Below are 20,341 nucleotides of genomic sequence, written 5' to 3'. Positions count from 1 at the left end.
TTCGCTCAAAAGAGAGCTCGTCATCACCTCTCAGCCTTAAGGACCCGGATTTGCCTAAGTCCTCAGCCTACTAGCTTAAACGCGGACAACCAACGCCGCGATCGCCTAGCCTACTCCGTCCCTCCATCGCAGTTATAACAAGTACGGGAATATTAACCCGTTTCCCATCGATTACGCTTTTCAGCCTCACCTTAGGGGCCGACTAACCCTGCCCTGATTAGCATGGGGCAGGAAACCTTGGTCTTCCGGCGAGGGGGTTTTTCCCCCCCTTTGTCGTTACTCATGTCAGCATTCGCACTTCTGATACCTCCAGCAAGCCTCTCGACTCACCTTCGCAGGCGTACAGAACGCTCCTCTACCATGCACTAGGTGCATCCGCAGCTTCGGTTCTACGTTTAGCCCCGTTAAATCTTCCGCGCAGGCCGACTCGACTAGTGAGCTATTACGCTTTCTTTAAAGGATGGCTGCTTCTAAGCCAACCTCCTAGCTGTCTGAGCCTTCCCACATCGTTTCCCACTTAACGTAGATTTGGGACCTTAGCTGGCGGTCTGGGTTGTTTCCCTCTTGACAACGGACGTTAGCACCCGCTGTCTGTCTGCCGTGATTGTACTCCTGGGTATTCGGAGTTTGCATGGGGTTGGTAAGTCGGGATGACCCCCTAGCCCAAACAGTGCTCTACCCCCCAGGGTAAGACACGACGCTCTACCTAAATAGATTTCGAGGAGAACCAGCTATCTCCCGGTTTGATTAGCCTTTCACTCCGATCCACAGCTCATCCCCAAATTTTTCAACATTTGTGGGTTCGGTCCTCCAATGCCTGTTACGGCATCTTCAACCTGGCCATGGATAGATCACCGGGTTTCGGGTCTAATGCCAGCAACTAATTCGCCCTATTAAGACTCGGTTTCCCTACGCCTCCCCTATACGGTTAAGCTCGCTACTGACATTAAGTCGCTGACCCATTATACAAAAGGTACGCAGTCACAGAACAAGTCTGCTCCTACTGCTTGTACGCATACGGTTTCAGGATCTATTTCACTCCCCTCTCCGGGGTTCTTTTCGCCTTTCCCTCACGGTACTGGTTCACTATCGGTCAATTGGTAGTATTTAGCCTTAGAGGATGGTCCCCCTATCTTCAGTCAAGATAACACGTGTCCCGACCTACTTATCGCAAGCTTAGTACCACAATTGTGTTTTCGTGTACGGGGCTATCACCCTGTATCGCCGGACTTTCCAGACCGTTCCACTAACACAAAAGCTATCACTTGCTGGCTGATCCCCGTTCGCTCGCCGCTACTAAGAGAATCTCGTTTGATTTCTTTTCCTCAGGGTACTTAGATGTTTCAGTTCCCCTGGTTCGCCTCTCAAGACCTATGTATTCAGTCAAGAGATACCTAACTTATGTTAGGTGGGTTTCCCCATTCGGACATCTCTGGATCAAAGGTTGGTTGCCACCTCCCCAGAGCTTTTCGCAGGCTCCAACGTCCTTCATCGCCTCCAATTGCCAAGGCATCCACCGTATGCGCTTAGTCGCTTGACCATATAAGCAAATAGACTAGCCATCGTTATATCAATCAAGAAACTGCTATCTGATTACACGCGACTTGCTGCGTAATCAGTTTTCGCCGGATTATTACAACACTTGAGAAAACAGTGTTTATTTCAGCTTATTTACCTTGTTAAAGAACATCTGATTGTAAAAACCAGAAACAAAAACTCTTCACATACCATGCAAAAGCTTTTCTTTCTGACTTCTTGGCGATAATCTGGTCACCCTTCCCAAAGTGGGAAGTGGTGGAGCTATGCGGGATCGAACCGCAGACCTCCTGCGTGCAAGGCAGGCGCTCTCCCAGCTGAGCTATAGCCCCATGTCAATGCCCAACTCTACCCCGCTTACTTTTCAGTAAATGCCGCGAGATAGTGGTGGGTCTGGGAGGACTTGAACCTCCGACCTCACCCTTATCAGGGGTGCGCTCTAACCACCTGAGCTACAGACCCAATCTTGCATATCCAGCTAATCAACAGCTGAACCAAGCAATTCTGCATTCTCATGCAGAGGGCTTTATCACGTAACCCAGTGGCCCGTGAAATTATCGCTTTCAATCAATTGAGATCTAAGTAATTCGTGTGAGCACTTGCCAACTTCTTGCGCTCAAGTTAAGGAGGTGATCCAGCCCCAGGTTCCCCTAGGGCTACCTTGTTACGACTTCACCCCAGTCATGAACCACACCGTGGTGAACGTCCCCCCGAAGGTTAGACTATCCACTTCTGGTGCAATCCACTCCCATGGTGTGACGGGCGGTGTGTACAAGGCCCGGGAACGTATTCACCGCGACATTCTGATTCGCGATTACTAGCGATTCCGACTTCATGGAGTCGAGTTGCAGACTCCAATCCGGACTACGAACGGTTTTAAGGGATTGGCTTGCTCTCGCGAGTTTGCAGCCCTCTGTACCGCCCATTGTAGCACGTGTGTAGCCCAGGTCGTAAGGGCCATGATGACTTGACGTCGTCCCCACCTTCCTCCGGTTTGTCACCGGCAGTCTCCTTAGAGTTCCCAGCATTACCTGATGGCAACTAAGGACAAGGGTTGCGCTCGTTACGGGACTTAACCCAACATCTCACGACACGAGCTGACGACAGCCATGCAGCACCTGTCACTGCGTTCCCGAAGGCACTAATCTATCTCTAGAAAATTCGCAGGATGTCAAGACCTGGTAAGGTTCTTCGCGTTGCATCGAATTAAACCACATGCTCCACCGCTTGTGCGGGCCCCCGTCAATTCATTTGAGTTTTAACCTTGCGGCCGTACTCCCCAGGCGGTCTACTTAGTGCGTTAGCTGCGCCACTAAAGAATCAAGTTCCCCAACGGCTAGTAGACATCGTTTACGGCGTGGACTACCAGGGTATCTAATCCTGTTTGCTCCCCACGCTTTCGCACCTCAGCGTCAGTATTGGTCCAGACAGTCGCCTTCGCCACTGATGTTCCTCCAGATATCTACGCATTTCACCGCTACACCTGGAATTCCACTATCCTCTACCATACTCTAGCTTCGCAGTATCAAATGCAGTTCCTAGGTTGAGCCCAGGGCTTTCACATCTGACTAACAAAGCCGCCTACGCGCGCTTTACGCCCAGTAATTCCGATTAACGCTCGGACCCTCCGTATTACCGCGGCTGCTGGCACGGAGTTAGCCGGTCCTTCTTCTATAGGTAACGTCACAGTTGCAGCGTATTAAACTACAACCTTTCCTCCCTATTGAAAGTGCTTTACAACCCGAAGGCCTTCTTCACACACGCGGCATGGCTGCGTCAGGCTTTCGCCCATTGCGCAATATTCCCCACTGCTGCCTCCCGTAGGAGTTTGGGCCGTGTCTCAGTCCCAATGTGGCTGATCATCCTCTCAGACCAGCTATAGATCGTCGCCTTGGTGAGCCATTACCTCACCAACAAGCTAATCTAACGCGGGCTCATCCAATAGCACGAGGTCCGAAGATCCCCCGCTTTCCCCCGTAGGGCGTATGCAGTATTAGCTCGAGTTTCCCCGAGTTATCCTCCACTACTAGGTAGATTCCCACGCGTTACTCACCCGTCCGCCACTCTACTCACACCGAAGTGCTTTCGCGTTCGACTTGCATGTGTTAGGCCTGCCGCCAGCGTTCAATCTGAGCCATGATCAAACTCTTCAGTTTAATCTTTTACATCAGCCTTTCGACATGATGGGACAGTTACGCAAAACCTGCTTTACCATCCAAAATCTCGGCTCAGAGATGTGTTAATCGATTCTTCAAATACTTGAATTGTCGAGTTACTTATCTCTGAATATTTATGTCGCAATATCCATCAACAAGTACCCACACGAATTACTTGATCTCATCTTTTTAAATAACTCAAAACCGCCAGGGCTTTGATATCCGCTTCAAGTTATCCCCGAAGCGAGGACGCGTATTATAAATACTTCGTCCTGTTTGGCAAGCGTTTTTTGAAAAGTTTTTAAAGCGTTTTCAAAAGCCGTTTTGCCGTCTCACCTACCTCTTCAACCAGCAATTTCAACCTCAGCTGAAAGCCCGTCTCCGCAAGCGAGGGAGCGCATTATAGAGCCGCCCCTGGTAGAGTCAACCGCTTTTTGAAAAAGTTTTTAAACCGCTTCAAAAGCACCTTGAAACCACCCCCGCCAACCTCAGCAACAACCCCTTCCAAACTTCTCGAAAGGCCCGTCTCCGTAAGCGAGGAGGCGCATTATAGAGACCCAAACCCCAGAGTCAACACGCCACAACAAACTAATTACAAAAAAATGACAATCGATCAAAACAACAGCAATTAACGGTCAAAACAGCAGCAATCTGATCAGCTCTTGAGCAGATTAGCGGGTGAACTGGAAGCGCCGTAAACGCGGTAGGGCCAATACCACGATAAGCAGCCCATAAATTAGGGCCTCCAGATAGCTAGAGCGAACCTGCCAAACAACATGCAGCCACGCCAAGCCCATGACGGGATAAATAAGCCGGTGAAGTTGACGCCAACGGCGCCCGAGGCGACGAATCGAATAGTTGTTAGAGGTAACTACCATCGGCAGCAGTAATAACCACGCCGCGAAGCCGGCGATGATATAGGGGCGTTCGCTGAGCTCTTCCAAAACAATGGTCCAGTCCCATGCAAACAGATAGGTGGCAACAACCAATAAGTGAAGGCTGGCATAGAAACCAGCAAACAAGCCCAACATACGCCGAAACCGCAGCAACCGTGACCAGCCCAACCAACTTCGCAGCGCGGAAACCGAAAAAACCACCAGCAGGGCACGAATCGCCCAGTCACCCGTCATCACGATTAACGCTTTAACCGGATCGGGCCCCAAGCCACCAAGGACGGCACCATAAACCACCGCCGCGAGCGGCAGCAGGCATAGCACGAACACCAAGGGCTTATCCCACCCCTTTCCGCGCAGTTGCCGCGCCCTGTCTGTCACATCAACCATCAACCCAACCTTCAGTAGTAGCGCCGCAGGTTCATACCTTTGTACAAACCGGCGACCTGCTCTTCGTAGCCGTTAAACATCTGCGTGCGAATGCGGTTGGGGGACAACAAGCTGCTGGGAAGGCGTCGTTCGTAGCGCTGACTCCAGCGCGGATGGTCCACCTTGGGGTTCACATTGGCGTAGAAGCCGTACTCCCGCGGCGCAATGCCCTGCCAGCTGGTTTTGGGCTGACGCTCGGTAAAGCGAATTTTTACGATCGACTTAACACTCTTAAACCCGTACTTCCACGGCACCACCAAGCGAATCGGCGCGCCGTTTTGATTTGGCAATTCTCTGCCATACATTCCCACACTCATTAATGTGAGGGGGTGCATGGCCTCATCCATCCGCAAGCCCTCAATATACGGCCAATCGATAGTTGAGAATGCAGAGCGCTGTCCGCGCATTTCAGATGGACGATACAGGGTTTCAAACTGGATATATTTCGCTTTACTTGTTGGCTGCCACTGTCTGATTAAGTCACTAAGGGGGAAGCCGAGCCAGGGAATAACCATTGACCACGCTTCTACACAGCGCAAGCGGTATACCCGCTCCTCTATATCGACACTTTTTAAAATGTCTTCCAGCGCATACTTGCCCGGCTTATCAACCTCACCCTCAACGTCGATTGACCACGGATCAACCGTCAAAGCGCTGGCGTATTTCGCAGGGTCAGATTTATCGGTGCCGAACTCATAGAAATTGTTGTACCGGCTGGCATCTGAGAACGGCGTCTGAGTTTCACCTGTATAAAAGGGATTGCCCGCCCGCGCATCCACCGGCGTGTGCGACAGCGGCGAAGGCGCAGAAAACGCCATCGGGGCCACGGCCATTGCCGCCATCGCTGCAGCCCCCTGCATAAACTCTCTGCGGCGGAGGTAGACCGCCTCCGGGGTAATTTCGCTGCTTGCAATATCATCCGGCTTTTTTATCAGCATCGTCGCACTCCTCAACCATAACTAGTGATACGACGCAGCCACAGCGCCAGCGTTACACGTTTGGCGCTTTTACTCGTCGATAAATCGCTTGTACGGGACCGGACAAGGCATAGAGCAAGACAATCCCCAGCAGTATCCGCGCGGGGTCGACCGAAACCAGGCCGAAGGCCAGCACAACCAATATCATCACCACAAAGGGAACGCGTCCGCGGAAGTCGATGCCTTTAAAGCTGTTGTAGCGGACGTTCATAATCATCAACATGCCAACGACGGCCATTAACACACCGACAGCCGCCGCTAACTCAATGGGCAACGCCGCGCCGATCCAGCCCTCTTCTGCAGAAACCCAGACCACCCCCGCCATGACGGCTGCCGCTGCCGGGCTTGCCAGGCCAGTGAAGTAGTTTTTATCGGCGGTATCAATTTGGGTATTAAAACGCGCGAGCCGCAGCGCCGCACAAGACACATAGACAAAAGCGACTGCCCAGCCGAACTTGCCGAGTTCCGAAACGCCCCAGCTGAAAACAACCAGCGCCGGAGCAACACCGAAAGACACCATATCGGCAAGGCTGTCGTATTCCGCGCCAAACTTGCTCTGCGCATTCATCAAGCGCGCCACCCGGCCGTCGAGGCCGTCAAAAACCATGGCCACAAATATCGCCATGGCCGCCGCTTCAAAGCGACCATTCATCGCCGAAACAATGGCGAAGAAACCCGAAAACAGCGCCGCGGTTGTAAACAAATTCGGCAGCAAATAAATGCCACGCTTGCGCACCGTTTTGCCGTCAACAGAGACCTCCTCTTCGTGATCATCAATTAGCAGCAACGCCTCTTTATCAAAGGCCGGCATCGACTTCTTTTCGGTTTGCTCGTCAGCCATAGTGTCCTTGTCCGTTCAAACAGCAATTAAGAGTGCATGATAAATTAAATAACGTTGCGGTACGATGATTGCGCACAGTCCCAAAACGCTTTGACCAACGGATCGGCCAGGCGCTGCTGGCGCACCACAACACCGATATCCATACTGGGCAGCTCGGGCGAGACGGCGACCACACGAACCTTGTCGCGCAAGAACGATGTATCGAGCACCAGGCTTGGTACGACACCGATCCCCAAACCCAGGCCCACCGTGCTGACAATCGCCTCGTGACCACTCACCTGGGCATAAACATTGGGCCGCAGGCGCTGGCGACGAAACCACTGCTCTATCAAAGTGCGCGCAACACCGCGCTCGGGGAGAATAAATGGCAGAGTATCAAGCAAGGACGAACTGAGCTCACCATCATGCCCAGCAATCTGTTCACTGACGGCGCAGGGTATATTCGGTACTAATAGCTGTAACGAAGAACGGCTCAGCGGCAGGTAATCAAGTTTGTTTGGCAATTGCGGGGGCCTCACAGTGATACCTAGATCTTCCCCACCATCAGCGATACGGTCTACCGCATCAGCTTGGTCGCCGGTATGCAGTTTCAGGTCGATGCCAGGGTAGCGCTGACGAAAAGTCTCCAAAATCGTACTGAGCACGCTGTAGGCTGCGGTCACCGAACAAAACAGACTGACCTCCCCCTGCAGAGATTCCCCCTGTTGCCGCAGGCGCTGAGAAAGCGAGCGCCAACTCAACACCGCCTGCTCGGCGTAGCGCAAGAATTCTCTGCCGGCCGGTGTTAATCTGACACTGCGTCGATCCCGCTCGAACAAGGCCACCCCTGCTTCATCTTCCAAACGCTGTATCGCCCGGCTGACGGCTGAAACACTGAGGTGCATTGCCTCACTCGTTTTACCAAAGTGCAGCGACTGGCTCAGGTGAATATAGATCTCCAGCTCTTTGGTTTTCACAACGGCCTCAATATCGAAAAACGCAACACAGTTTCCACTATATATCAATTTACGCAACAATAAAGACTTGGTAGAGTGCGTCGCACTAAAAACCCCCTTTATTACACGAGCACGTATCAGGAGCCTCACCATGGGTCAGAACTACTTCAACAGCTTACCGCTGCGCCTGCAGCTCGAAGAGCTGGGTAAATGCCGCTTTATGGATCGCAGCGAATTTGCAGATGGCTGCAACTACCTAAAAGGTAAGAAAATCGTTATCGTTGGCTGCGGCGCCCAAGGCTTGAACCAAGGCCTGAACCTTCGCGACTCCGGCCTGGATGTTTCCTACGCACTTCGCGCAGCAGCGATCGAAGAAAAGCGCCAAAGCTGGAAAAACGCCACGGAGAACGGCTTTACCGTCGGCACTTATGAAGAGCTGATCCCCACCGCGGACGTGGTGATGAACCTGACCCCAGATAAGCAGCACACCCCCGTGGTCAACGCGGTAATGCCGCTGATGAAAGAAGGCGCTTGCCTCGACTACGCCCACGGCTTCAACCTCGTTGAAGAAGGCATGCAAATCCGCAAAGACATTACCGTTGTTATGTGCTGCCCGAAATGCCCAGGTACCGAGGTTCGCGAAGAATACAAGCGCGGCTTTGGTGTACCGACGCTCATCGCTGTTCACCGTGAAAACGACCCCAAAGGCGAAGGCATGGCCATTGCTAAAGCGCTGGCATCGGGTACTGGCGGCGACCGCGCTGGCGTATTGGAGTCTTCTCCGATTGCCGAAGTTAAATCTGACCTGATGGGCGAGCAAACCATCTTGTGCGGCATGCTGCAAACCGGCGCGATCCTGTGCTTCGACAAAATGGTTGAAGAAGGCATTGAGCCCGGCTACGCCTCCAAGCTGATTCAGTACGGCTGGGAAACCGTTACCGAAGGCCTGAAACACGGCGGCATCACTAATATGATGGACCGCCTCAGCAACCCCGCCAAAATCAAAGCGTTCGATTTGGCCGATGAGCTGAAAGACATCATGCGCCCACTGTACGAGAAGCACCAAGACGACATCATCAGCGGTCATTTCTCGCAAACCATGATGGAAGACTGGGCCAACGACGACAAAAACCTGCTGAACTGGCGCGCCGCTACCGCTGAAACCGCGTTTGAAAAGACGCCCTCTGGCGACATGGAAATCAGTGAGCAAGAGTTCTACGACCACGGCATTTTGCTAGTCGCGATGGTTAAAGCCGGTGTTGAGCTGGCCTTCGAATGCATGGTTGCTGCCGGCATGAAGCCTGAGTCAGCCTACTACGAGTCGCTGCATGAGACGCCCCTGATCGCCAACACCATCGCGCGTCGCAAATTGTATGAGATGAACGTGGTTATTTCTGATACCGCAGAATACGGCTGCTACCTGTTCGACCATGCTTGCCGCCCATTGCTGCAAGACTTTATGAGCAAGGTCTCTACTGATGTTATCGGCAAAGGCCTTAACGTCAAAGATGGCGGTGTTGATAACGCTGAGCTGATCGCGGTTAACGCAGAAATTCGCAACCACCCCGTCGAGGTCGTTGGCCAGAAACTGCGTAGCTACATGACGGCGATGAAGAAAATTGTCTAAACACCGTTAAGGCTTAGACGAGAGGGCGCCTATAGGCGCCCTTTTTTATGCTGCATGCTTTAGTAATCGCGTTGATCTCAGCGCGGCGCGTTCATCGCCGCCCGCTCATCTTTGGCACCAACGGCGCTCCCCAAATCGAAATCACCAACCATGTTATTGAGCTCTTCCGCTTGAGCAGCCAACTGCTCGGCAGCACTGGAAGATTCCTCAGAGTCCGCAGCGGCTGATTGCACGACCTTGTCCATTGCCGCCATTGCCTTGGTGATTTCATCAATGCCCTTTGCCTGGACCTCACTGGAGCTGAATATTTCATTCACCAGTTCAGTCACCTGGCCAATGGCCGAAATAATGTTTGAAAAACCACTATTGACCTCGCTCGACAGCGCACCGCCATCCTCCGCAGATTCGGCGCTCTGCGCAATCAATGACTGCGTTTTATCTGCCGCCGTCTTCGCGCGAAGCGCCAGGTTCCTCACTTCTTCCGCAACCACTGCGAAACTACGCCCTGCTTCTCCAGCCCGGGCAGCTTCAACCGCCGCGTTTAAAGCCAGCAAATTGGTTTGAAAAGCGATCTCGTTGATATCGCTGATAATATCCTGTGTATCTTGCGTCGCACTTTTAATTCGCGTCATCGCCGCCAGCATTTTCTCCATTGTCTCGCTGCCTCGCTCAGCAAGCCCCTGGGTCTGCGCCGCTCGGTCTTTGGCTAATCGCGTGCTATCCACATTTTTGCGCGTTTCCTCACTGAGACTCTCTAAGGAACGTCCGGTTTCCTCAAGGGAGGCCGCCTGCTGCGACGCGCCAATGGCCACCGAGTGACTACTCGACGCAATCAAACCTGCGGCAGACGACACCTGTTCCGACGCCACCGACACGTGGCTGAGCGAGCTTCGCAGCTGGGAAACCGCCGAGTTCACATAGCCCTTCAGCTCACCAAAGCGCCCCTTAAAGTCACTCTTCACTCTGCGCGTAAGTTGATTGCTCGCCACTGCCTGCATCACGTCTGCCACCTCATTGATCGGCAGCGTTATGGCATCAAGCATAAAGTTAATACTCGACAACAACTCTAAGCTATCGCCCTGGAAGCCATCTAACGTCGCTCGATCATCAAGGTAGCCTTGACGGGCGGCGTCGATCAGTCGCGCAACCTCTGACATTGCCTGTTTGCGCTTGGTGATATCCGTCGCATATTTCACAACTTTGAAAACGCGCCCCCGAAGGTCTTTTATCGGGGTATAAGACGCTTGTATCCATATTTCACGGCCGCCCTTCGCCAAGCGCTTGAATTCACCAACACGGGCTTGCCCCTGCGCCAGAGAACGCCAGAACTGCGCGTAATCCTCTGACTTGGCGTACTCGCCATCAACAAAAAGCCGGTGATGCCGGCCTTTTATTTCCTCCAGCGAATACCCCATTGCCTGAAGAAAATTATCATTCGCCGACAAGATCGTGCCATCGACTTCAAATTCGATAACTGCCTGGCTCACAGAAATGCCCTCTATTTGCCCCTGATAGTCGGCATTCACGCGCTTTTGCTGAGTGATGTCACTGGCATATTTCACTATTTTGAACACCTTGCCATCGACATCGCGAATGGGCGTATAGGACGCCTGAATCCAAACATCATCACCGCGTTTATTGAGCCGACAAAACTCGCCGAGCTTCGCCTGCCCCTCAGCCAAGTCGAGCCAAAATTGCCGGTACTCCTGACCGGCTCGGTAAGCCGGGTCAACAAATATGCCGTGATGCTTGCCAACTACCTCGTCAAGGCAATAGCCCATCACCGCAAGAAAGTTGTCATTGGCGTCAATTATCGTTCCGTCGACATCGAAATGGATAACCGCCTGCACCGAATTAATTGCATCGATCTGACCTTTGAAATCGGCGTGCATTATTTTTTGCTCAGTGATATCGGTGGCGTATTTAACCACCTTCACCACATCACCCTGAACATCCCTGATTGGCGTGTAGGAGGCTTGAATCCACACCACTCGGCCACCCTTGGCAATGCGTCGATATTCGCCTACTTGCGCCTCACCACGAGCCAAGGACTGCCAAAATAGCGCATAGTCACTAGAATTCCGCGTTTCAGGCGAAACAAACAGCGAGTGATGCTGGCCTTGTATCTCTTCAAGCTGGTACCCCATCGTTTGCAGAAACAACGGGTTGGCATCGAGAATGGTACCGCGGGGGTCAAACTGAATAACTGCCTGGCTGGCACTGATCGCCGTAATCTGTCCCAAGTAGTCGAGGTCGAGCGCCTTCTGCTGGGTAATATCAGTCGCGACTTTGATAATACGCGCAACGTGACCCTCGCCATCGACAACCGGGTTATACGAGGCCTGAATCCAAAATACCGAACCATTCTTGGCATAGCGGCAAAATTCGCCGCTCTGCGACTGCCCGTCGCGAAGTGACTGCCAGAATGCGCGGTATTCCTGCGAGGCAGCATAGTCAGCGCTGACAAATAGCCGATGATGTGAGCCCTTCAGCTCGTCGCTGCCGTATCCGGAGACGTCTAAAAAATTATGATTGGCTCGTAGAATATTGCCGTCGGGGTCAAACTCTATGACGGCCTGAGAATCTTCTATCGCCGCAAGGGTCTGCAGCAGCTGATCTCGACTGGGTGCTGAGGGGGCCATGACAATGCGTCCTGATTATTTATATAGGTGTTTCAGGGAAAGCAGTAGCATTAATTTCTTGTCGAGTGTGGTTAAAAATCCAGCGACTGCCTATACGTAAAGTCCGCGCGCAAGCCGCCAGCGGATAATTCGATAAGAGTCCCCCCAATCACCGTGGATATCTGCGATAATTCAGCGTTTTCAACGGCCTCTCAGCAATTATGCAAAACGCGCAAAATTACGATGTTATCGTCCTTGGCGGTGGTGCCTCGGGCCTCCTTTGCGCTTTCACAGCCGCCCAGCGCGGACGCCGAGTGTTGCTGCTTGAACGCGCAAACAAGGTCGGCAAAAAAATCCTGATGTCCGGCGGCGGCCGCTGCAATTTCACCAATTACTTCGTCGATGCAAACAACTTCATCTCGAAGAATCGGCACTTTTGTAAATCGGCCTTAAAACGCTACAGTGCCTGGGATTTTATCGGCATGGTCGAGCGGCACGGCGTCGCCTATGAGGAGCGCAAACACAGCCAGCTTTTTTGCCTGAACTCTGCCAAAGATATCCTGAACATGCTCCTTGAGGAGTGTTCGCAAGCGGGTGTTGAGATTCGCTGCAAAATCCAGCTGGATGGCGTTCAAGCCATAGAGGGGAGCGCGGGCTACCAATTGCATATCCATCAGGATACCACCGCTCTGTCTCTGCACTGCCAGTCACTTGTTGTGGCAACGGGCGGACTTTCGATACCCACCTTGGGTGGCAGTGGCGTTGGTTATCAACTCGCAGAGCAATTTGGCCTTGGCGTGACACCGCGCAGAGCGGGCCTGGTGCCCTTTATGTTTAGCGACCAGAGCAAAGCGCTGTGCGAACGCTTGGCGGGCCTGGCTGTTGATGTCTCAGCAACATGTAATGACCAGACCTTTCGCGAAAATTTACTGTTCACTCACCGCGGCCTAAGCGGCCCGGTAATGCTACAAATCTCCAACTATTGGCACCCCGGTGACACCCTTCACATCGACCTGCTACCAGATATCAATGCCGAGCAATGGCTCATTGAGGCGAAGTCACAACAGCCTAAATCACTATTGCGCAGTGTCTTGGGGCAACGCTTGGCGAAAGGCTTGGTGCACGAATGTCAGACCCTGTGGTGGCCCGAAAACGCCGATACCCCTATGGCCGGGCTCAGCGAGAAATTGCTGCGACGCATCGCCGCACAGCTGAACAACTGGGTCGTCAAGCCCTCTGCAACCGAGGGCTACCGGACAGCAGAAGTCACCTTGGGTGGCGTTGATACCGATGGCATCAGCTCCAAAACCATGGAGGCAACGTCACAGCCTGGGCTGTACTTTGTCGGCGAAGTCCTCGATGTCACCGGCTGGCTGGGTGGTTTTAACTTTCAATGGGCCTGGTCCTCAGGTTATGTCGCAGGATTACACGTTTAGGGTGTTCGAAGCACAGCGCAATACAGGATAGAATACCGTCCTCTCTACCCAACGCTTGAGGCCCAGCATGGCATCGCTGCAAGAACAGCTACTTAAGGCAGGCATCGCCGACGAAAAGAAAGCCAAAAAAATTAAGCAGGAGCAGCGCAAGGCCAAAAAAGCCAACAAGGGTAAGCCTCAGGTCGATGAGGGCAAGCTCGCCGCGCAACGCGCACTGGCAGAAAAGGCCGAGCGCGACCGCGAGATAAATCGCCAGCGCCAAGCCGAAGCGGAGAAAAAGGCTATTTATGCGCAAATTTTGCAGTTAGTCGACATCAATAAGGTCGATCGCAAACAGGGCGATATCGCCTACCAATTTACCGATGGCAAGAAGATCAAGCGCATTTACGTCACCAATGCTCTGCAGGAGCAACTGGTAAAAGGCCTGCTTGCCATCGTCAAGGTCCGGGACAGCTTTGAGCTCGTGCCTGCTGCCATCGCCGATAAAATTAAACAACGCGATGCCAGCGTGATCGTCCTGCACAATGACAAGTCTACCGACCAGCCAGAGGAAGACGATCCCTACGCCGATTACCAAATCCCTGACGACCTGATGTGGTAATGATAAACACCCCTCTATGCACTCATGACAATGCCCGACAGGTATTGCAATCGGTATTCGGCTATTCGGACTTTCGCAACCACCAGGCAGAGATTGTTGAGCACCTGATCGACGGCGGTGATGCGCTGGTGTTAATGCCCACCGGCGGCGGTAAATCACTGTGCTTTCAAATCCCGGCATTGATCCGCAGCGGCACCGCTATCGTGATCTCGCCTTTAATTGCGCTGATGCAAGACCAAGTTGATGCCCTGCAGCAAAACGGCATTCGCGCGGCCTGCCTGAACTCTGCGCTAGACGGTATGGCCGTACGCGACGTCGAGCAGCAGTTAACACGCGGCGAACTCGACCTGCTTTACATCGCCCCAGAAAGATTGATGATGCCGCGCATGCAGAACTTGCTTTCGCAAGTGCGGATCGCCTTATTCGCCATCGATGAAGCTCACTGTGTATCCCAATGGGGGCACGACTTCCGCCCCGAGTACATCCAGCTTTCGATCCTTCATCAGCATTTCCCCGACGTGCCACGCATCGCCTTAACCGCAACGGCCGACGAGCGCACCCAACAGGAAATTATTCAGCGTCTCGGCTTAGAACAGGCACGCGTCTTCAACAATGGTTTTGACCGCCCGAATATCCGCTACCGCATCGCAGAAAATAATGGCAATGCCCGAGAGCAATTGTTGCGCTTTATACGCAATGAGCACGAAGGCGAGGCCGGCATTGTGTACTGTTTATCACGCAAACGTGTCGACGACACCGCAAAGTGGCTCAGTGAGAAAGGACTTAGGGCCCTGCCCTATCATGCGGGTCTCTCCAACGAGACTCGCCAACAAAACCAAAGCCGATTTTTACGCGAAGACGGCATAATTATCGTGGCCACCATCGCGTTTGGCATGGGTATCGACAAACCCGATGTGAGGTTTGTTGCCCACCTTAACCTGCCCAAAAGCATCGAGGCCTATTACCAGGAAACCGGCCGCGCCGGGCGCGATGGCCTACCCTCTGATGCCTGGATGCTCTACGGCCTGCAGGATGTCATCACGCTGCGCCAAATGCAGGAAAGTTCCGATGCCGATGACAGCTACAAACGCATAGAGCGGCACAAATTAGATGCCATGCTTGGGCTTTGCGAACAGGAAAGCTGTCGCCGGCAGGCCCTGCTGCACTATTTTGGCGACAAGCTGGACAAGCCCTGTGGCAATTGCGACAACTGTCTATCACCACCGGAAACATGGGATGCCACCGTTGCCGCGCAGAAAGCACTATCCTGCGCCTACCGGACCGGCCAGCGCTTTGGCGTAAATTATCTGGTAGACGTTTTGCAAGGTAAGGCCAATAGCCGCATCCAGCAATTCGGGCACGACAAACTCAAGGTTTTCGGTATCGGCAAGGAGCTAAATACCAGCCAATGGCGAGGCCTGTTTCGTCAGCTTATCGCTAGGCGCCTGCTTAGCGTAGATCTGGATGGCCATGGCAGCGTGCAACTCAGCCAAGGCGCCAGACCGGTTCTGCGCGGCGAGCAAACCTTAACCTTGCGCAAGTTAGCGAAGGTGAGCGCCGGTAAGACACGCTCCAGCAACTTCGCCAATACCGCCCACAGCCAACTGTGGGAGGCTTTACGCGCTCATCGCAAACAACTGGCCGACGAGCAGGGCGTTCCCGCCTACGTTATCTTTCACGACGCAACACTGGCTGAAATGGCGGAGAGGCAGCCGCAAAACCGTGAACAACTCGCACGCATCTCCGGGATTGGCGAGCGCAAGCTCGACGCCTACGGAGACAGTTTTCTCGAGGTTATTCACGAGAATATTGGCAGCCAACCCCAACCCAGTGACAGCAATGCCGAGACAGTACTTCTGCTCTGCCAGGGCATGACCCCATTGGAAATCGCCCACCGCAGAGAACTCACCACCGCAACCGTATACCGCCACTTGGCAAAGGCCATCCGCGAGGGCGAATTGGAGCTCGCTGATGTGGTCGCCCTCGACGAGGCCGAACTGCAGGAAATTCGCTTTGCCTTCGAACACAGCGAAGACAAGCGCCTAAAGCCGGTCTACGAGGCCCTTGGCGGCGAATACGACTACGGCATTTTGGAGTGTGTACGCGCCGCCAGTTAAGCCAACTGCCAACAAGATCCATCATTGCCTATACTGCGTATTACACGGTTTCGCAATTTGTATCACAGAGAGGATCTCACCTTGGTTTCCTGGCTTAGCCAACACACCCTTCCCCGCCGGCTCCTCTCCATTTTGCTTATCACGACTTTCGCCGCACTGATGCTCGCCACCGCCGTCATATGGGTGCCACTCTTTTGGCTACTCGGTTGGATCTTTCCCGCAAGCCGGTCGGGCCTGCGTTGCCTTACATTTATTAGCCTGTTTCTCTTCTGCGAGGTCGCTGGCATTATCGCCAGCACTTGGCTGTGGATACGCTACGCCATAACCGCTAACACCCAGTCCGAGGGCTACTTACGCGCCAACAGCGCACTGCAATACTGGTGGGCAGACACCTTGCGACGCGGCGCAGAACGCCTGTTTCGCCTGCGTTTCGAAATCGCCGGCCAGGAGGCCCTGGAAGGCAACGCCGCGATACTGCTGCCACGGCATACAAGTATTGGCGACACGGTATTGCCCATGTCTTTTTATGCAATACCGAAGGCTTTTCGCGTGCGCTATGTTTTAAAACGCGAGCTGCTCATGGACCCCTGCCTGGATATCGTGGGTAACCGCCTACCGAACGCCTTCCTAAACCGCGTAGCCGAGGACATGGGACCCGAACTCAGCGCTCTGAGCACCTTGGCCGCCAGTGCCTCCGAGCAAGAGACGCTGATTATTTATATGGAAGGAACGCGGTTTTCGACGGCCAAGCGCCAGCGGCTGCTTGAATCCTTTCAAAAAAAGAACGATCAGAAAGCCCTGCGAAATGCCGAGCAGTGGAGCCACCTCTTGCCTATTCGGCCCGCCGGCGCACTGGCACTGATGGCCGGCGCCCCGGACAAAGACCTCGTGTTTTTTGCGCATAGTGGCTTCGAGAAGTCATCCAGCTTCGCCAGTTTGTTCAACGGCGGCTGGATGGATACCACCGTTAAACTCAAGTTCTGGCGCATACCCGCTAGTAGCATTCCTGCCGATGACGCTGGCCGACGCGAGCTACTCATAAACCAATGGCATAGAATGCAAGATGAAGTCGATGCTATGCATCGCGGTGTGGGCTAGCCTGCTCGGCAGCAATATTCTCGATAAGCCCCATCACTAAACGCACCGCGGCGCGCACCACGGTCCCTTTTGCAATGGCATAATCGCTGCGCAACCAGTGCGTTGCCGCCTGCCGCATGGCGCCAACCAGCGACATACCCAGCATCAGCGCTTCCTCGTCGTCGAGCTGCCACTGAGGGTAGACGTAACGAGCCAACTCCAGAATTAAGTCTGAAAATGACATTATGTAACCATGGTACAACTGCTCAACTTCAGGGCTGATTCCCTCTAACTCCACCATACATACGCGCGCGACGCGGGGATCTTCCAGCGCGGTGAAGTAGGCGTCCAGCATTCGCTCAACAAGCTGCCTTACCGACATGCCAGACGGCGCATTCATCACACTGTCGTAAATGCGCTGGCGTATCTGCCCCATATGAAGCTCGTACACTTCGGTTAATAGCGCCTGTAAATTGTCAAAACTTTCGTAAAAGTAGCGATCGGTTAATTTTGCTTGGCGACACAATTTGCGCACCGTCGCAGCGCGAAACCCCTCACTGCCAAAGATTTCTAACCCTGCTTCGAGGAATTGCTGCCGCCGAGCAGCCCGCCTCTCCTCAGCATTTACACCGCCGTACACCCGGCCACCGGTCGCATTTTCAGCAACTGTTTTCACACTGTCATTTGCCATGACAGCAATTTGACATCACGTGTCGTCAAAAGTAAAGTGAAGACACTTGTCATCAGATATAGCCGAATGGGCTGCTCACAGATAGGAAAAACAACGATGAGTGAACAACAGCAGGCAAGCCGCCACCAGGTTGTGATTATTGGCAGTGGCTTCGGGGGGCAGTGCGCGGCAATAAACCTGAAGAAAAATGGTATCGATGACTACGTCATCCTCGAACGGCGCGACTTTATGGGCGGCACGTGGTGCCAGAATACCTACCCCGGCGCCGCGGTAGATGTGCAATCAGCGCTCTACTCCATCGCCTCAGAGCCCTACGACTGGTCACAGATGTTTGCCGACGGTGACGAGCTACAACGCTATACCAATCACGTCATCGATAAACACCGTCTCAGAGAGAAAACACGCACTGGTTGCAATGTCAGCAGTATTCGCTGGCAGGAAGCGTCACAGCAGTGGCAGGTGAGTTGTGAGGATGGCCGCCGCTTTCTGGCGCAATTTATCATTAACGCCTCCGGCCCGCTAAGCACCCCGGTTATTCCAGCTTTCAAAGGTCGCGAGCGCTTCGAGGGGCACAGCTTCCACACCAATAATTGGGATCACAATTACGACTACCGCGGTAAAAAGGTGGCAATTATTGGCAGTGGTGCCAGTGCAGCACAAGTGATTCCCGCTATCGCAGAAGACGTTGCGCAATTGCATGTCTTCCAACGCAGTCCCCACTGGGTGATTCCACGCCCAGACTATCGATTCAAACCTTGGCAGCGCGCAATTCTGCGGCGCCGCTGGGGGTACAAGCTACTTCGCCAAGCCGTATATTGGGCACTGGAGAGCCGCGTTATTGGCTTTAAATACTCAGAAGCCATGCTGAATATTCTCGCCAAACGCCGTGCTCTCAAGCACATTAACAAACAGATTGCTGACCCTGAGCTTCGCGCTAAAGTAACGCCGGACTACACCATCGGCTGCAAACGTATCATCTTGTCAGATACCCTCTACCCCGCCTACTGCCGCGATAACGTCACGCTTCACAGCAACGAAGACGGCATTGCCGAGATCACCGAGCGCGGTATTCGCACGCAGCAGGGCCAAGACCTGGATCTGGATCTGGATTTGATCGTCTACTCCACCGGCTACGATGCCACTGACGGTGTTATCTCATACTCCGTTGAAGGCCGTGGCGGCCAAACCTTGCAGTCGGCATGGTCGGAGTTCCCACGGGCGTACCTCGGCACCAGTATGCCCGGCTTCCCGAATTTATTTGTGGTGACAGGGCCGAATACCGGCATCGGCCACACCTCGGCTATTGTGATCATCGAGGCGCAGATGGACTACATCATGAACAGTATTCGCGCTGTTCAACGCAGCGATAGTAAGACTATCGAGGTCAATCGCGACGCGGAGAAACGCTACACCGAGCACATTCACAGCGAAATGGAGCGCACCGTATGGAAGTCCGGCGGCTGCAACAGCTGGTATCAGAGTAAAAGTGGCCATGTCATCGCCATGTTCCCGGGATTCAGTTTTACGTATCGACGCTGGACACGGAATTTCCGCCCCAACGACCACCAACTTTCTTAGGCAACATAATGAAAAACCTGATTAACAAAGTTGTTGTGATCACGGGCGCCGGCTCGGGCATGGGCCGCGCCTACGCCCATGCCTTTTCCGCACAAGGTTGTAAACTCGCGCTGTGTGACCTCGACAGCGACGGCTTGACCGAGACCGTGGCGCAGCTGGACGCCAACTCGACAGACGTCTTTCATCAGTGCCTAGACGTCAGTGACCACGAGGCCATGACGGATTTTGCCGACGCGGTGAAAAGCAAATTGGGGCCGGCACATATTGTTATCAATAACGCCGGTATCGAGGGCAGCGCCAAACCGGCTTGGGCAACAGACCTTAGTGACTATCGCCGCGTAATGGATGTGAACTACTTCGGCGTTATCCAGGGCTGCCAGGCCTTTCTCCCCCAACTACTGGCCAATAATGAGGGTGCCATTGTCAACATCTCCAGCATCTTCGGTTTGGTGGGCACCCCGAATCACAGTGACTACTGCGGCAGTAAATTTGCGGTGCGCGGCTATACCGAAGCACTGATGGCCGAACTGCATACCAGTCCCATTCAAGTCCACCTCGTGCACCCTGGCGGCATCGACACCAATATTGCGCGCCAGGATCGCAGCCGCGCTTTCTCCGATCACTTCCTCAGCACCAAACCCGAGGCAATTGCCGCCAAACTTATTACCTGTATTCGCCGTAACCAGCCGCGCCTGGTGTACGGCAACGGGTCGGGAAAAACCTGGTTGGGCGCGCGATTCGTCCCACTTAAGTGGCTAACCAGAATCATATGGCGCGAAATGCGCTCGGTCATCGACCTAAGCGAATACCCCAAACAACGTTAACC

At 53.6% G+C, this 20,341-nt stretch carries 13 protein-coding genes, 2 tRNA genes and 2 rRNA genes; 7 read left to right on the top strand and 10 right to left on the bottom strand.

The features are described 5' to 3' along the window. The 8 genes from H573_RS0113620 to ilvY all read right to left on the bottom strand — a co-directional run. A 23S ribosomal RNA gene (locus H573_RS0113620) occupies window positions 1–1,540 on the bottom strand; the annotation flags it as partial. A 252-nt stretch (window positions 1,541–1,792) separates the two neighbouring features. Continuing rightward, window positions 1,793–1,868, bottom strand: a tRNA-Ala gene (locus tag H573_RS0113615). A gap of 53 nt (window positions 1,869–1,921) precedes the next feature. Continuing rightward, window positions 1,922–1,998 (bottom strand) — tRNA-Ile (locus H573_RS0113610). A 160-nt stretch (window positions 1,999–2,158) separates the two neighbouring features. Continuing rightward, a 16S ribosomal RNA gene (locus H573_RS0113605) occupies window positions 2,159–3,692 on the bottom strand. A 671-nt stretch (window positions 3,693–4,363) separates the two neighbouring features. Continuing rightward, on the bottom strand, window positions 4,364–4,975 hold the full coding sequence (locus H573_RS0113600; RefSeq protein ID WP_051171315.1) for a protein-methionine-sulfoxide reductase heme-binding subunit MsrQ: 612 nt from the start codon (window positions 4,973–4,975) through the stop codon (window positions 4,364–4,366). A gap of 11 nt (window positions 4,976–4,986) precedes the next feature. Beyond that, window positions 4,987–5,952 (bottom strand): protein-methionine-sulfoxide reductase catalytic subunit MsrP, encoded by a 966-nt coding sequence (msrP, locus tag H573_RS0113595; RefSeq protein ID WP_027874745.1) that lies wholly within the window; start codon window positions 5,950–5,952, stop codon window positions 4,987–4,989. A 52-nt stretch (window positions 5,953–6,004) separates the two neighbouring features. Next, complete coding sequence (gene pssA / locus H573_RS0113590; RefSeq protein WP_027874744.1) at window positions 6,005–6,832, bottom strand: CDP-diacylglycerol--serine O-phosphatidyltransferase; 828 nt, start codon at window positions 6,830–6,832, stop codon at window positions 6,005–6,007. Window positions 6,833–6,876: 44 nt separating this feature from the next. Continuing rightward, window positions 6,877–7,788 carry an HTH-type transcriptional activator IlvY gene (gene ilvY / locus H573_RS0113585; RefSeq protein WP_027874743.1) on the bottom strand — a complete coding sequence of 304 codons (912 nt, stop codon included), beginning with the start codon at window positions 7,786–7,788 and terminating at the stop codon, window positions 6,877–6,879. 130 nt (window positions 7,789–7,918) lie between these two features. Here ilvY and ilvC point away from each other — a divergent pair, with 130 nt between their 5' ends. Next, on the top strand, window positions 7,919–9,394 hold the full coding sequence (gene ilvC / locus H573_RS0113580) for a ketol-acid reductoisomerase (RefSeq protein WP_027874742.1): 1,476 nt from the start codon (window positions 7,919–7,921) through the stop codon (window positions 9,392–9,394). Window positions 9,395–9,471: 77 nt separating this feature from the next. Here the strand turns inward: ilvC and H573_RS18310 are convergent, their stop codons facing one another. After that, window positions 9,472–12,036 carry a methyl-accepting chemotaxis protein gene (locus tag H573_RS18310; protein ID WP_051171314.1) on the bottom strand — a complete coding sequence of 855 codons (2,565 nt, stop codon included), beginning with the start codon at window positions 12,034–12,036 and terminating at the stop codon, window positions 9,472–9,474. Window positions 12,037–12,236: 200 nt separating this feature from the next. Between H573_RS18310 and H573_RS0113570 the strand changes: the two genes are divergently transcribed. The 4 genes from H573_RS0113570 (at window position 12,237) to H573_RS0113555 (ending at window position 17,267) form a co-directional block, all read left to right on the top strand. Further along, complete coding sequence (locus H573_RS0113570; RefSeq protein ID WP_027874741.1) at window positions 12,237–13,451, top strand: BaiN/RdsA family NAD(P)/FAD-dependent oxidoreductase; 1,215 nt, start codon at window positions 12,237–12,239, stop codon at window positions 13,449–13,451. 67 nt (window positions 13,452–13,518) lie between these two features. Beyond that, a complete protein-coding gene (locus H573_RS0113565; protein ID WP_027874740.1) occupies window positions 13,519–14,052 on the top strand; it encodes a DUF2058 domain-containing protein in 534 nt (177 codons plus the stop codon). After that, on the top strand, window positions 14,052–16,169 hold the full coding sequence (gene recQ, locus H573_RS0113560) for a DNA helicase RecQ (RefSeq protein ID WP_027874739.1): 2,118 nt from the start codon (window positions 14,052–14,054) through the stop codon (window positions 16,167–16,169). Before H573_RS0113565 ends, recQ begins: the two co-directional genes overlap by 1 nt. Window positions 16,170–16,250: 81 nt before the next feature. After that, window positions 16,251–17,267: a 1-acyl-sn-glycerol-3-phosphate acyltransferase gene (locus H573_RS0113555; RefSeq protein ID WP_154653906.1), complete on the top strand. Its 1,017-nt coding sequence runs from the start codon at window positions 16,251–16,253 to the stop codon at window positions 17,265–17,267. On the opposite strand, the gene H573_RS0113550 is transcribed toward H573_RS0113555, so the two are convergent. Next, a complete protein-coding gene (locus H573_RS0113550; protein ID WP_027874737.1) occupies window positions 17,245–17,922 on the bottom strand; it encodes a TetR/AcrR family transcriptional regulator in 678 nt (225 codons plus the stop codon). The genes H573_RS0113555 and H573_RS0113550 overlap by 23 nt on opposite strands. 111 nt (window positions 17,923–18,033) lie before the next feature. Between H573_RS0113550 and H573_RS0113545 the strand changes: the two genes are divergently transcribed. Beyond that, window positions 18,034–19,515 (top strand): flavin-containing monooxygenase, encoded by a 1,482-nt coding sequence (locus tag H573_RS0113545; protein WP_027874736.1) that lies wholly within the window; start codon window positions 18,034–18,036, stop codon window positions 19,513–19,515. 8 nt (window positions 19,516–19,523) lie between these two features. Continuing rightward, the gene (locus tag H573_RS18305; protein WP_036256804.1) at window positions 19,524–20,339 is read left to right on the top strand and encodes an SDR family NAD(P)-dependent oxidoreductase; all 816 of its coding nucleotides are present in this window, start codon (window positions 19,524–19,526) and stop codon (window positions 20,337–20,339) included. Window positions 20,340–20,341 lie beyond the last annotated feature (2 nt).

The sequence above is a fragment of the Neomelitea salexigens DSM 19753 genome (genome assembly GCF_000422345.1).
Lineage (GTDB): Bacteria > Pseudomonadota > Gammaproteobacteria > Pseudomonadales > Spongiibacteraceae > Spongiibacter > Spongiibacter marinus_A.
Note: the sequence above shows the minus strand (reverse complement) of the source record. Positions and strands in the feature narration are given on the sequence as shown.